The sequence below is a fragment of the Frateuria sp. genome (assembly GCF_035943815.1).
In the GTDB taxonomy this organism is placed as follows: Bacteria; Pseudomonadota; Gammaproteobacteria; order Xanthomonadales; family Rhodanobacteraceae; genus Frateuria_A.
In genome coordinates, this window is record NZ_DASZBU010000014.1 from 67,730 (window position 1) to 80,892 (window position 13,163).

11 protein-coding genes are annotated in these 13,163 nt (G+C 69.0%); 3 read left to right on the forward strand and 8 right to left on the reverse strand.

The window, feature by feature from the left end; translation table 11 throughout:
* Positions 1–27: 27 nt before the first annotated feature.
* From ligB to VGU65_RS09685, 3 genes are all read right to left on the reverse strand, one after another.
* Positions 28–1,719 carry an NAD-dependent DNA ligase LigB gene (ligB, locus tag VGU65_RS09675; RefSeq protein WP_327475161.1) on the reverse strand — a complete coding sequence of 564 codons (1,692 nt, stop codon included), beginning with the start codon at positions 1,717–1,719 and terminating at the stop codon, positions 28–30.
* 153 nt (positions 1,720–1,872) lie between these two features.
* The gene (locus VGU65_RS09680; RefSeq protein WP_327475163.1) at positions 1,873–2,655 is read right to left on the reverse strand and encodes an NRDE family protein; all 783 of its coding nucleotides are present in this window, start codon (positions 2,653–2,655) and stop codon (positions 1,873–1,875) included.
* Positions 2,656–2,762: 107 nt separating this feature from the next.
* Entirely contained in the window at positions 2,763–5,546 is a 2,784-nt protein-coding gene (locus VGU65_RS09685; RefSeq protein ID WP_327475165.1) for a TonB-dependent receptor, read from the reverse strand.
* 373 nt (positions 5,547–5,919) lie between these two features.
* Between VGU65_RS09685 and VGU65_RS09690 the strand changes: the two genes are divergently transcribed.
* Both VGU65_RS09690 and VGU65_RS09695 read left to right on the forward strand, forming a co-directional pair.
* A complete protein-coding gene (locus tag VGU65_RS09690; protein ID WP_327475167.1) occupies positions 5,920–7,095 on the forward strand; it encodes a murein hydrolase activator EnvC family protein in 1,176 nt (391 codons plus the stop codon).
* 101 nt (positions 7,096–7,196) lie between these two features.
* Positions 7,197–8,534 carry a S41 family peptidase gene (locus tag VGU65_RS09695; protein WP_327475169.1) on the forward strand — a complete coding sequence of 446 codons (1,338 nt, stop codon included), beginning with the start codon at positions 7,197–7,199 and terminating at the stop codon, positions 8,532–8,534.
* 35 nt (positions 8,535–8,569) lie between these two features.
* Here VGU65_RS09695 and tatC read toward each other — a convergent pair whose 3' ends face one another.
* The 4 genes from tatC to VGU65_RS09715 all read right to left on the reverse strand — a co-directional run bounded on the left by tatC (position 8,570) and on the right by VGU65_RS09715 (position 10,791).
* Positions 8,570–9,337, reverse strand: coding sequence for a twin-arginine translocase subunit TatC (gene tatC / locus VGU65_RS09700; protein WP_327475171.1), 768 nt, complete (start codon positions 9,335–9,337; stop codon positions 8,570–8,572).
* Entirely contained in the window at positions 9,324–9,773 is a 450-nt protein-coding gene (tatB, locus tag VGU65_RS09705) for a Sec-independent protein translocase protein TatB (protein ID WP_327475173.1), read from the reverse strand. Before tatB ends, tatC begins: the two co-directional genes overlap by 14 nt.
* Positions 9,774–9,791: 18 nt before the next feature.
* Positions 9,792–10,037, reverse strand: a complete 246-nt coding sequence (locus VGU65_RS09710) for a twin-arginine translocase TatA/TatE family subunit (protein ID WP_327475175.1) — start codon at positions 10,035–10,037, stop codon at positions 9,792–9,794.
* 67 nt (positions 10,038–10,104) lie between these two features.
* Positions 10,105–10,791, reverse strand: coding sequence for a lipid-binding SYLF domain-containing protein (locus tag VGU65_RS09715; RefSeq protein ID WP_327475177.1), 687 nt, complete (start codon positions 10,789–10,791; stop codon positions 10,105–10,107).
* Positions 10,792–10,878: 87 nt separating this feature from the next.
* Between VGU65_RS09715 and hemH the strand changes: the two genes are divergently transcribed.
* On the forward strand, positions 10,879–11,925 hold the full coding sequence (hemH, locus tag VGU65_RS09720; protein ID WP_327475179.1) for a ferrochelatase: 1,047 nt from the start codon (positions 10,879–10,881) through the stop codon (positions 11,923–11,925).
* A gap of 39 nt (positions 11,926–11,964) precedes the next feature.
* Here hemH and VGU65_RS09725 read toward each other — a convergent pair whose 3' ends face one another.
* Positions 11,965–13,158, reverse strand: coding sequence for a class I SAM-dependent methyltransferase (locus VGU65_RS09725; RefSeq protein ID WP_327475181.1), 1,194 nt, complete (start codon positions 13,156–13,158; stop codon positions 11,965–11,967).
* Positions 13,159–13,163: the final 5 nt, after the last annotated feature.

Here is a 13,163-nt window from a genome sequence, read left to right on the forward strand (position 1 = left end):
CCGACCGGTCGAATCCGCGCGCGAGATTCAGAAGCCCGCGACACCAGCCTCGTGCAATCGATCCGCCAGCCGTTGCACTTCCGGATGATGGAAGAACGCCCGCAACTGCGCCGCCCGTCCCGGGCCAACGCCCGGTTCGCTCTCCCACGCGGCGGCATCGCGTCGCGACAGCGACCGCCAGTCGGGCAGCGAGGCCTTGCCTGCCGGCGGCATGCCGAGCGCGGCAAGCCAAGACGTGAAGGCTTTGCCGCGGCTGCGCGCGAAAGTCCGGGCCAGATGCGCGGCGCGCCCCGGCCCGATCCCCGGCACTACCGCCAACTGCGCGGGCGTCAGGTTCATCCAGTCGAGCAGGCCATGTACCAGTCCGGCATCGATGAGGGCGCTCCATGTCGCCTCGCCGGCACCGTCCAGAGCCAGCCCCTGGCGCCCGCCCAGCCACACCAACCGCGCCAGGAACTGGCGTCGGCAACCGGCCTGCGGATGCCAGCAGTCCAGCCCGTCGCGTGCTTCCTCGTCCGGCATCGCCACCGCCGCGCGCTCGCGCGTGCGCCAGACCACCGCATCGAAGCGCGGGATGGTCAGGCCCGCCAACGACAGCGCGACCTGGTCGCCTGGCCGCACATCGAGGCGGCGCCAGTGTTCGATCGAGCCCACGCTCACGCGGCGCACCGTGCGGTCGTCCAGCACCACCGGCTCCAGTTCCAGCACCACGCTGATGCGGCCGCGCCGGCCACGGCGGAAGTCGACAGCGCGCACCGTGGCCAGCGCCTGTGCTGGCGGGTATTTCCACGCGACCGCCCAATCCGGCGGCGATGCGATCCATTGCGCCGCGGGCGGGCGACCGCCCTGGCGCAGGACGGTGCCGTCGGTGGCGAAGGGCAAGGCGCCGCGATACCAGCGATCGCGCCAGCGGCGCACCTCATCCAGGTCGCGCACAGGCTCGGTCAGCGCGGCGCTGGCGCCCAGGCCCATGGCCGCAAGACCGGCCAAGCGGGCACGCATGTCGGGCGGGCCGCTCGGCCAGTCCCACACGAACAGGTCGATACGCTCGCCCACCCGCCCGTCGAACGGTTCGCGTGCCAGTGCACCGGCGACATCGGCGCGTGCACGCACGCCGCCGTCCTGCGCCTGCCGATGACCGGGCAGGCGCCACACCAGCTCACCCTGCAGCACGACGCGAGCCGGTGCCTGCGGCAGTTGCTTTGGCACTGCCGCGATGCGCTGCACCTTGGCTGTCCAGTCCGAGCCGCGCACGCCGTCGCCGCGGCTCACTGCCTGGCGCAGCCGGCCATCGACGTAGAGCAAGGTCACGGCCACGCCATCGGCCTTGGGTTGCACCCACAGGTCGCGCCCGCCGCGCGCGTCCATCCAGGCCTGCACGGCGGCAGCGTCGTACAGCTTGGCCAGACCGGTCTGCGCGACCGGCGCGCGCACCGGTCCGGTGGCATCGGCGAGGTGCGCGAGGGGTGCGGGTGCCTGTGCGGGAAAACAGACGAGCCAGCTTTCGTAGCGCTCCAGCGCCTGGTCGTAGATCGCATCGTCGACCGGCGAACGGCCATCCGTGCGGTAGGCATGGTTCCAGCCGTCGAGCTGGTCGTGCAGTGCGCGCAGCTCCTGGCTGGCGCGCTGGGCGTTCCATGCCGGACAAACGGCGTGGCACGGCGCCGCGAGCCAGAGTCCGGCCAGCAGCCCGCAAGGGTATCGCCATGGCTTGCGCATCGGTCGCATCCTGCGGTTGATCCTTCGGCCACGGTACGCGCCAGGCCGGACCGCCGCATGGGCGGGAGGCCCACCGGATGCGTAAGGCAACGGGGATGCGCCGCGTGCGCGTTCAGGCAGGCGTGGACACCGCCCGGCCAGCGACGACCCACGCTACGGCGCGCGTGCGTGCTCGGACGGCGCCCATTGCAGCGAGGTCTCGCCCTCGGGGCGCCCGCCGGGACCAAAGCGGCGCTCGATGATGCGGCCGCCGCCGGCATGATCGATCGCCACCACGGTGCTCGCGCGGGTGCCGTAGGTCTCGCCGCGGATGAACGCGGCCGACAGATGGCGCTCGCGCTCGCGGCCGATGCCGGTGTCGGGCAGTTCCTCGTCGCTCGCAGGAAGCTCGTCGGCCAGGGCTTTGAACAGCACCGCGAAATCGTCCGGCGTGGCGTCCTCCAGCCAGGCTTGCAGGCGCGCCATCAGCCGGCGCGTCTTCGGCCAGGTCGTGTTGAAGTCGGCGTTGGAAAGACCGTGCACGCCAGGCGCCACCGGCTGCGCACTGGGTCCGGGCCTGTTGCCCAGGTAGAAGGCGGCTTGGTCGTCGAAGGTGAGCAGGTTGAAGGGCCGGTAACGGACCGCGAGCTGGTGCAGGGCACGCGCGTGCATGGGGGCATCCGACGTCGCGAGCAGCCAGTCGGTCACCAGCAGACCGCGCGAGAGGCCGTGTTGCGGATCGCGCGGGTCGCGCACGTTGGTCACCACGCCGCAGCGGCCCGACGAGTTCACGCCGAGCCAGGTGCCGCCGCCTTCCAGGTCGCGCCCGGCGATCAGCGGTAGGCCGTCCCAACGTGCAAGCGGGGCGCTCGCCCGCGCATGGAATTCGTCGCGGTTGCCCGCCAGCACCAGCCGCCAGCGCGGGTGCGACAGCCAGGCGAAGGCGATCAGGCACATGGCGTTCCTATCGACGGCAAAAAAAAGCGCGCGCCGAACATCGACGCACGCACGGCATGATGCCAGAGCACCTCGCCCGCGACGGTGCCGCGGGCGAGGTGGCTGTCTTACAGGCGCACCTTCACACCCAGGTTGTAGAAGCGGCCCACGACGCCCGCCTGCGACCAGGTCGGGTTGTAGTTGGCGCCCGCGCCGGCGTAGTTGGCCGGGTCGAACGGCGGCTTGTGATCGAACAGGTTCATGATCGAAGCGGTGAGGCTGACCTTGTCGTTGAAGGCGTAGCTACCGGTCAGGTCGAAGTCGTAGAACGAGCCCACATGGCAACTCGCCGGGAAGTTGGTGCCCGCCGGCGTGGTGGACAGGCAGTCGCCGTCGAACAAGCCGAGCACACCCACGTCCGCCGCGATCTCCTTATAGCCGCTGGTGTAGTAGAGCGTACCTGTGACCGTGAGCGGGCCGGCTTCCAGCGTATTGGCCCACGACGCTCGGGTGCGCGGCGTGCCGGCGCCGGAGGACAGGTTGTACGGACCCTGTGTGCCCACGTAGCTCTGGCTGGTGCCGTCAGGCAGCCTCAGCTTCCACTGGAAGATCTGCGTGCCGGTCAGCTCGGTGGTGTAGCGCATGCCGTTGGGGAAATCGAAATGGGCCTGCAGGTCCAGGTCCACGCCGGTGGTCTTGAGCTGCTGCGCGTTGAGGTAGGAGCCGATCAGTTCGGCGGGTCGCGGCTGCGCGGCCGGATTGGCCGGGTCGGGCAGGTCGGGCACCACGGTCACGCCGGGCGATTGCGGCAGGCCGGCATAGTAGTTGGCCAGCGCCGCCGACGTGTCGGCCTGCACGATCAGGTTGCTCTTCCTGATGTTGTAGTAGTCGATCGAGGCATTGAGCCAGCTGGTCGGCTGCAGCACCACACCCAGGGTGAAGCTCCTGGACTTCTCCGGCTTGATGTTGGGGTTGGCCAGGGTGTACTCCGACAGGCCGTAGGGCACGGTCACGTAGGTACTGCCGCCGTGCAGTGCCTGGAAGGCCGGCGGCGGCGTGTAGGTGATGAAGCCCTGGGTCGAACTGGAGCCATTCTCGGCGAACGCCGGGGCGCGGAAACCCTTCGACCAGGTGCCGCGGATGGCCACCCAGTCGAACGGCTTGTACTTGATGCCCAGCTTGGGCGAGAAATTGTTGCCCACGTCGGTGTAGTGGTCGAAACGCCCGGAGGCATCCACTTCCAACTGCTGGAACAGCGGCAAGTCAAGCTCGGCATAGGCGCCGCTCACGTCGCGGCTGCCCTTGGTCTGCGCGTTGCCCAGGCCCTGGAACTCGAAGTTGGGATTGAGCGTGGGATCGTTCTGCGCCTCATGCCGCAATTGCACGCCTAAGGCGAGGCCGGCCGAGCCGCCGGGCAGATCCCACAGCGAGCGGTTGGCCGACAGGTCCAGCGAGTCCAGATCGGTGGTGGAGGTCTTCTGGTAGCCCGGCGCCAGTGACGCGCGGACCGCAGCGGAATTGGCGCTGGGATTGACGAAGTTGTAGGAACCGTTGGCCACAGCGGCGAGCAGGCCCTGGTAGCTGATGAAGCCGTATTGGGTAGTGTCCAGCCAGGCGTGGTTGATCACCGCGGTAGCGTCCCAGTTCCAGTCGGACCACTGGCCGCGGACGTCGCCCACGATGCGCGCGTTGTGATTGTTGTAGTTGAAGCCGCTGGGAATGTCGCCGAAGCTGTAGCTGATCAGCGCCGGCACCGCGAACGGATTGGACGGGTTGCCCACAGGCAGGGTGATCCCACTGGTGTTGTGCGGCGTGCTGTTCTGGATCGGCCGCGGGCCGCCCGGAGCTTCGGTCTTGGCCTCCATGTAGCTGGCTTCGAGGTAAGCCTGGGTGGTGTCGTTCAACTTGATGGTAAAGCGCCCGGACACGCCGCCCTGTTCCATCGCCGGTTGCAGCTGACCGAACAGGTTGACCGGGTCGTAGCGGCAGTAGCTGCCCGTGGCATCGGTGACCAAGGGTCCTGAAGTGCAGGCCTGCAGGGGCTGCCACAATCCGCCCGTGCTGGGCATGATGGCGCCGTTGGTGCCGCCGGCCCGCGCCGCCGGGCCGCCCAGCCCCGGTCCGCCGAGCGAACTCAGGTCACCCGTGTTGAACGGGAAGGAGCGCTGCCGGGTCCAGATTGGGTTGTCCTTCTGGTACTGCACGCTCATGTAGCCGTTGTAGCGGTCCTTCTCCAGGTCACCGCCGCCGGCTAGCAACGTGGCCTTGCGGGTGAACCCTCCGCCATGCTGGGAGGTGCCCACGTCGGCGGTGGCCTCGATGCCCTTGAAGCTGGGCTTCATGATGATGTTGACCACGCCCGCGATGGCGTCGGCGCCGTACAGCGACGAGGCGCCGTCCTTCAGCACTTCGATGCGCTCGACCGCGGCCAGCGGAATGGTGTTGAGGTCGACGAAGGAACGTTCGCCGTCATCCGCCACGGGGTAGCTGGTGACGCGATGGCCGTCGATCACCACCAGGGTGGAATTGACTGTCAGGCCACGCAGCGCCACACCCGAAGAACCCGCAGCGAAACCGTTGCTGAAGGCGTTCGGGATCGAGCCGCTGTTGTCGGCCGAAATCGCGCGAACGACGTCCGATATCGTCGTCAGACCGCTGCGCGCGATCTGGGCAGCGGTGATCACCGTGACCGGAGAAGGCGTTTCCACGTCGATACGCGGGATGGCCGAGCCGGTGACGGTAATGGTCTGCAGTTGCTTCGCCTGTTGCGGATTGGCCTGCTGGTCCGGTGGCGGATTCTGCGGGGACGCGTTGCCGGTGGGAGGGGTAGCTGGGGTGGTCTGCGCGAAGGCAGTTCCAAGAGGCGTCAACAGCAAACCAGCCAACGCGAAAGCGAGCTTGTTAGGCTTCATGACTCAAGTCCTCGGATTATGGGTGCGCAACGCGCCCGAGGACTGGGGTGGATGATGCGACGCCACCAGCTCGACGGGCGAGGGGAGTTGCGGCTCGGAGTCTTCCACTTTGTGCCATCACTTACAAGCACTTAACTTCAATATCCGGCAAATTAACGCGCAAGATTTTACGCTTGCAGACACGCTGCCGTGTGGCCGTCTAGGCGTCCAAATGTCGAGCTCGCCAGGGTCCGGGGGGCCGTGGCGGAGCATCTGCTGCAGAGTCCGAACCCGGGCTTTCCTCGGCGGCGACCGGACCGGTGGTGGCCTCGTCCAGCCGGCGCCAGGGCCATTCCGCCCTACCGCGCGCCCGCTTCGGGGATAATCGGGCGCCATGCGCCGCCCCTCCCTTCGTATTCTCGTCCGCCTGACGGCCCTCATCGCTCTGATCGCCGCGGTCCCCGCCGGCGCGCAAGAGTCTTCCCGCCACAAACAGGCCGAGGCCAAGCAGCAGCTGGCCGAACTGCGCAGCAGGATGGAGGCGCTGGCGAACGAGCAGGCGCAAACCGCCGCGCGGCGTGACAGCGCCAACGCCGAGCTGGCGCGCCAGGCCGATGCGCTGGCCGCTGCAGCCCGCGCCCTGCGCGAGGTGGATGCCGCAGTGGCTGCCAAGCAGCAGGACCTCGAGCAGCTGCAGGGGCAACGCGCCGATCTGGAGCGGCGCCTGTCCGGCCAGCGCGCCGCCATCGCCGACCTGCTGCGCGCCACCTACACGCTCGGCCGTGGCACCGACCTGCGCCTGCTGCTGGGCGACCAGGACCTCGCGCAGATCGCGCGCGCGCTGACCTATTCCCGGTACTTCCAGCAGGACCGCGCCGCGCGCGTGGCGCAGTTGATGGGCGAGCTCAGCCGCCTGCAGCAACTGGAGGCCCAGATCACCGCCGAGCAGCAGGCGCTGTCCGCCACCCGCGCCGAGCGCGCCGGCAAGGCCGAGGTGCTGGCGGTACAGCGTGCGGCACAGAAGAAGCTGGTCGCCCAGGTGGATGCCAAGTACAAGGACGAAGCGCAGCGCCTGACCGCGATGAAGCAGAACGCGCAGTCGCTCGATCACCTGGTCGACCAGTTGCAGCGGGCGATCGACGAGGCCGCGCGAGAGGCCGCGCGCAACGCGCGTACCAGTCCGGCCGCGCCCAGCCGTGCCGGCGGCAAGGCCGACATCCGAGGCAACCTGCCTTGGCCTGCGGCCGGCGCGGTGGTCAGTTACGGCAACGGCGTGCTGATCAAGGCCCAGGGCGGCAGCGAAGTGCATGCCGTGGCGCGCGGCCGGGTGGTCTACGCGGCGTTCCTGCGCGGCTACGGCCTGCTGGTCATCCTCAACCACGGCGATGGCTGGCTGAGCATGTACGGCAACAACGAGAGCCTGCTGCAGGGCGTGGGCGACCAGGTCGAGGCCGGCCAGACCATCGGCACCGCCACGCCACTGCTCGGCGTCAACACCGGCGTGTATTTCGAGCTGCGCCACAACAACAAGCCGGTCGATCCGCGCAGCTGGCTGGCAAGGCGGCGTTGACGCGCCCTTCCTCCGGCCGCAGGCTTGCGTTTGAACGACCGCGCCCGCGCGCGGTCCAAGGCCATCCGTCCGGCGAACCCCATCGACGCAGGAGTCATCGCATGCAACCGTCCCCCCGTGCCCTGGCCTGCGCCGTGTGCGCCGCGCTGCTGCTCGCTCCGCTGCATGCGCAGCAGGCTCCGGCCCATGCCGTGAGCGCGCCGGCGGCCGCGGCCAGCGCGCCCGACCGCGTCGATCTGGACGACGTGCGCAACTTCAGTCGCGTCTACGAGGTGATCCGCCAGGCGTACGTCGAGCCGGTCGACAACAAGACCCTGATGAAGGCCGCCATCAGCGGCATGCTGAGCGGACTGGACCCCCACAGCGAATACCTGGACAAGCAGGGCCTGGAGCAGCTCTCGGAAGACACCACCGGCCAGTACAGCGGCTTGGGGATCGAGGTGCTGGAGGTCGACGGCACGCTGCGCATCGTCTCGCCGATCGACGACACCCCTGCGGCGCGCGCTGGCATTAAGCCCGGCGACACCATCGTCAAGATCGACGGCAAAGCGGTCGACCCGGACAACGTCGACGACATGTTCAAGCTGCTGCGCGGCGAACCGGGCAGCAAGATCACCCTGACCATCCTGCACGAAAAGAGCGACAAGCCGGTCGACATGCATCTGGTGCGCGAGCAGATCTCGGTGACCAGCGTGAAGCTGCGCGAGCTCGAGCCCGGCTACGTCTACATCCGCATCAGCCAGTTCCAGGAAGACACCGCCGGCGACCTCGAGAAGAAATTCGCCGACTACGCGGCCAAGCATGGCCAGCCCAAGGGCGCGGTGCTGGACCTGCGCTCCAATCCCGGCGGCCTGCTCACCACCGCGGTAGCGGTCAGCGACGACTTCCTCGATGCGGGTACGATCGTCACCACGCGCGGGCGCCTGGCCGATGCGAACCTCAAGTTCGCCGCGCACCCGGGCGACCTGCTCAAGGGCGCGCCGATCGTCCTGCTGGTGGACAACGGCACCGCCTCGGCCGCCGAGATCGTTTCCGGCGCGCTCAAGGACAACCGCCGCGCGCTGATCGTGGGACGGCGCACCTTCGGCAAGGGCGTGGTGCAGACGGTGCTGCCGCTGGACGCCGACCACGCGGTCAAGCTCACCACCGCCCGCTACTACACGCCCAACGGCACCTCGATCCAGGCGGCAGGCATCAAGCCGGACATCGCCCTGGCCGACCTCACCGTCAATCGCGCCGACAACGGGCCTGAGCCGATCTCCTCCGAGGCCGACCTCAGGCATCACCTGGCCAACGAGAACGCCGGCGCCGGCAAGGACATCGACAACGACGGCAGCGCCGCCAACGCCAAGCTCGCCACCGAGGACTACACCCTGGCGCAGGCGCTGAACATCCTCAAGGGATTGGCGCTCGGGCATCGCGCCAGTACGGCGCGGTAGTCGTCGGGACTCCTCGCTCTCCCGAGGGAGCGGAGTCAGGCGTGCGACTCGTCCGAAGCCTCGCGCGGCTTGACCAGCCAGCGCACCGCCAGCACGCCCAGCTCATAGAGCAGGCACATCGGCACTGCCAGCATGATCATCGAGGTGATGTCCGGCGGCGTGATCACCGCGGCGATCGCGAACGCGCCCACGACCGCGTAGCGGCGCACGCTGCGCAGCTTGGCCACGTCGACCACGCCCACCGCAGCCAGGATCACCACCGCCACCGGCACCTCGAAGCACAGGCCGAAGGCAAAGAACATCAGCATCACGAAATCCAGGTAATGCGTGATGTCGGTCATCATCTCCACGCCCGCGGGGGTCACCGCGGTGAGGAAGCGGAACGCCGCCGGCAGCACCAGGAAATAGGCGAAGGCGCAGCCGATGTAGAACAGCACCATGGCCGCCACCAGCAGCGGCCGCGCCAGCCGCTTCTCATGCTTGTACAGGCCGGGGCTGACGAACGCCCACAGCTGGTAGAGGATCACCGGCATGCTGATGAACAGCGCGGTGTAGAAGGCGAGCTTCAGCGGCGTGACGAACGGGCTGGCCACTTCGGTAGCGATCAGGTGCGCGCCTTGCGGCAGCCGGGCCACCAGCGGCGCGGCCAGCAGCGAGTAGAGCCGGTTGGCGAAGGGGATCAGCGCCACCAGCACGATGAGCACCATCGCGCAGGCCTTGAGCAGGCGCGAGCGCAGTTCGATCAGGTGCGAGAACAGGCCCTGCTGCAGATCCAGCTGGGGCTGGGGCTCAGGCGAGGCCATGCGGATGTTCCTTCACCGGGGCATGCTGCGGGTCGTCGGCGAACAGGTCGCCAGTCAGGGTATCGCGTTCGGGCGGCGGCTCCTCGAGTGGAGCGGACTCGATTTCCGGTTCACCGGCCAGGCGCATCGGCTCCGCCACCGGCGCGGATGCCGGCGCGGCCGTCACCGCACTGACCGCCTCGCGGACTTCGCGGGCGGTGGCATTCATCTGCTCCTGCGCGGCCTCGGCGCGCGTGGCCGCCTCGCGCGCGGCGCGTTTGATCTCCTCGATCTCCAGTTCGCGGGTGACCTCCGCGCGCACGCTTTCCCAGCTGTTGCGCACGCGCCGCACCAGCGCGCCGGCGGTGCGTGCTGCGCCGGGCAGCTTCTCCGGCCCGAGCACGAGCAGCGCAATGAGCGCAAGCAACAGCAGCTTGCCGAAGCTGATCTCGATCATCGCCGCGCCACCGCGCGCTTACTTGGTCTGGCTGGTGTCGCGCGCCTTGCTGGCGGCGCCCTCCGGCGCGGGCGGGTCGGCGCGCAGCTGCTCCTGCGACTTGCGCTTGGCCTCTTCCTCTTCCTCGTCACCCTGCATGGCCTTCTTGAAGCCGCGCACGGCGTTGCCAAGATCCGGGCCGATCTTGGAGAGCTTGCTGGTGCCGAAGATCACCAGCACCACCACCAGCAGAATGATCCAATGCCAAAAACTGTCCAGACCCATGACTGCGAACCTCTGACGGACTGAGCCGAAAACGTAGCGTTGCCGCCCACCATGCCAGCAACGCGGATCAACGCGAAGTGTACTCCTCAAGCTGGTCGCGGAAGTCCACGACCGGCCCCGGCACATTGGCGACCCCGCCTTCGAAGATGCGCCGCGGCGTGACGCCTGCGCCATAGATGGCGGCGTTGGCGTCGTAATCGATGCGCAGCACCGAGCCGTCCAGCGCCACGCCGGCGAACAGGCCGCGCGAGCGCGAGTAGGAGTAGATCTCCGCCTTCATCTGCTCGTCGGTGGCCGCGGTGGCGGTGCGGCCGACCGGGCCGGCCGCGGCGGCCGCGTCGGCGCCCATGGTGAACTTGCCGTTGACGATCGAGTCCACCCCGCGCTGAGTGCGGAACACCAGGATCACGTCGGTCGAGGACACGCCTGCCTGGAAGCCCACGCTGCCGCCGGTTAGCGTGATGAAGCTCGGGTTGGACCAGGTGCCGTCCGGACCCTTCACCGAGATCAGGCCTTCGCCGCGACGCCCGCCGAAGATCAGCCCGGCCTTGACCATGTCGGGAATCACCGCGATCGCCTTGGCATTCTTGAGCAGATCCTGCGGGATCGCCTTGTCCGGCGCCTGCATGACCTCGCGCAGCACGCGCACGGCATTCTGCGAGCGCACCAGCGGCGGATCTTCCGCATGCACGGCCATCGCCGGCAGCAGCAGGGCCAGAGCGATCAGCGAGCAACGACGCAATGCCTTGAACATGGGATGCTCCTTCCACCAGGGATGTGAGGGCGTACCGACGGCTTGTGGCAGACTCCACCGCCTGCCCGCGCGCCACCGGTCCGTTCGATGCCACAGTCCAACCACTATACCGGCCCTGCCGGCACCGCCCCTGACCGCGGCGTTCAGGCTGGCGCCCCGGCAACCGGCGTGCTGCTGGTGAACCTGGGTACGCCGGAGGCGCCCACGCCACGCGCACTGCGCACCTATCTGGCCCAATTCCTTTCCGATCCGCGCGTCATCGACTATCCGCGCTGGCTCTGGTGGCCGATCCTCAAGGTCATCCTGGCGATACGCCCGCGCCGCTCGGCCCATGCCTACGCGCGCATCTGGACCGCTGCCGGTTCGCCGCTGCGCGTGCTCAGCGAGGCGCTGGCCCAGGCGCTTGCGACCGAACTGGACGGACGGGCGCAGGTGGCGCTGGCGATGCGCTATGGCGCGCCGTCGGTGCAAGCGCAGATCGACCGGTTGCAGGCGGCTGGCGTCCGTCGCCTGCTGGTGATTCCGCTGTACCCGCAATACTCCGCCACCTCCACCGGATCGGTGATCGACGCCGTCGCGGACGCACTCAAGCGCCTGCGCTGGCCGCCGGAATTGCGCCTGGTCAGCGACTACCACGACGAACCGGCGCATATCGAGGCGTTGGCCAGCAGCATCGAGCGCTGGTGGGCCGAGCACGGCCGTGGGGAGAAGCTGCTGCTGTCCTTCCACGGCATCCCCGAGCGCTATGTGCGGCTGGGCGATCCCTATCTGGATCAGTGCCAGGCCACTGCACACCGCCTGCGCACGCGGCTGGGGCTGGATCCGGGCCAGTTGCTGCTGAGCTTCCAGTCGCGTGTGGGCCGCGAGCCATGGTTGCAGCCTTACACGGACGCCACCGTGCGTCAGCTCGCCGCCGAGGGGGTTCGGCGGCTGGACGTGGCCTGCCCCGGCTTCGCGGTGGACTGCCTGGAGACGCTGGAGGAAATCGCCATGCAGAACCGCGATTTCTTCGTTGCCGCCGGCGGCAAGGAGTTGCGCTACATCCCTGCACTCAACGATTCGCCCGAGCAGGTGGCGAGCCTGGCCGCACTGGTCCGCCGGCACGCGCAGGGCTGGCCGGATTCCGGCGCGTAGCGTTTGCGGTTGATCCCTCACGTGCGTGAGGGATCGACGTCAGAGCCGCCCGCCCTGATCGGCTGCCAGCAATTCGGCGGCCAGCGGAAGCGCATCCAGGCCGCGCGCGAACAGCATGGCCTGGAAGCGTTCGCCCATCTGTTCGGGCATCGTCAGCCGGCGCACCTCCTGCGCCAGCCGGTGGCGAGCGAGGTCGTCGGCCGCTTGCGCGTACGCCTGCTCGAACACGCCCTGCAGGCCGCTCGCCAGCAGAAACGGCGCCTGCGGCAGGTACGCCGCCACGCCGAAACCGGCGCTGTTGCCAGCCTCCGCCAGCGCGGTGAAATCGACCGAGGCGGTCAGGTCGTTGAGCCCGGGCAGGTAGAGCGGATCGGCGTGGGCGTGGTGGCGGTAGTGCGCCATCAGCGTGCCATCCCGGCGTTCGGCTAGGTAGTACTCGCGGCGCACGTAGCCGTAGTCGACGAACAGCATCACGCCGGCCTCGAGCGAGCCGGCCACCGCCTGGATCCAGTACGGCAGCTGCGGCAGCACTTCGGAGCGGTAGCCGTCCTCGAACGGCCGGCCGAGGTCGCGCTCCAGGTGGCGCACGGCGCCGGCGACCAGCGCGTCGGCCGGACGGTCGGTGCGCATCAGCCGGCCTTCGCCATCCAGCGCCACGTGTTCCTCGTAGACCTCGCCGGTGCGCAGGGTGAAGCGCGTGGTCGGCAAGGCGTCGACGACCTCGTTGGCGAACAGCACGCCGCGCCAGCCATCTTCCGGCGGGCGGTCCAGCCAGGCCACGCGCGCGTTGAGCCCGGCCGGCAGGGCGGTGGCGAGCCGTTCGCGCTGGCGCTCGCGCAGGTCGGCGCTGGGTTCCAGGATCAGGTAGCGGCGCGGCGGCACGCCGGCGTCGGCGAAGGCGAGCAGCGCGGCCTCGGCGAACGCGCCGCTGCCGCCGCCGAGCTCGAGGAAATCCGCCTGCTCGCCCAGCATCGCCATGACCGGCTGCACCGCGTTGACCACGCAGCGGGCGAACAGGCCACCGAGTTCCGGCGCCGTGACGAAATCGCCCGCCGCGCCGAACTTGGTCTTGCCCGCGCTGTAGTAGCCCAGGCCCGGTGCGTAAAGGCAGCGCTCCATGTACTGCGCGAACGGCATCGGGCCCTGCGAGGCGATCTGCGTGCGCAGCAGCTGCAGCAGGCGTTCGGAATGCGCGCGCTCGTCGGCGCCAGGATCGGGGAGTCGGGAGGCCATGGGTC

Coding starts and splice junctions, on each gene's coding strand:
- VGU65_RS09710 (WP_327475175.1), bottom strand. CDS start 10,037: ATGGGTCTGGACAGTTTTTGGCATTGGATCATTCTGCTGGTGGTGGTG.
- VGU65_RS09695 (WP_327475169.1), top strand. CDS start 7,197: ATGCAACCGTCCCCCCGTGCCCTGGCCTGCGCCGTGTGCGCCGCGCTG.
- VGU65_RS09725 (WP_327475181.1), bottom strand. CDS start 13,158: ATGGCCTCCCGACTCCCCGATCCTGGCGCCGACGAGCGCGCGCATTCC.
- hemH (WP_327475179.1), top strand. CDS start 10,879: ATGCCACAGTCCAACCACTATACCGGCCCTGCCGGCACCGCCCCTGAC.
- tatC (WP_327475171.1), bottom strand. CDS start 9,337: ATGGCCTCGCCTGAGCCCCAGCCCCAGCTGGATCTGCAGCAGGGCCTG.
- VGU65_RS09690 (WP_327475167.1), top strand. CDS start 5,920: ATGCGCCGCCCCTCCCTTCGTATTCTCGTCCGCCTGACGGCCCTCATC.
- VGU65_RS09680 (WP_327475163.1), bottom strand. CDS start 2,655: ATGTGCCTGATCGCCTTCGCCTGGCTGTCGCACCCGCGCTGGCGGCTG.
- ligB (WP_327475161.1), bottom strand. CDS start 1,719: ATGCGCAAGCCATGGCGATACCCTTGCGGGCTGCTGGCCGGACTCTGG.
- tatB (WP_327475173.1), bottom strand. CDS start 9,773: ATGATCGAGATCAGCTTCGGCAAGCTGCTGTTGCTTGCGCTCATTGCG.
- VGU65_RS09715 (WP_327475177.1), bottom strand. CDS start 10,791: ATGTTCAAGGCATTGCGTCGTTGCTCGCTGATCGCTCTGGCCCTGCTG.
- VGU65_RS09685 (WP_327475165.1), bottom strand. CDS start 5,546: ATGAAGCCTAACAAGCTCGCTTTCGCGTTGGCTGGTTTGCTGTTGACG.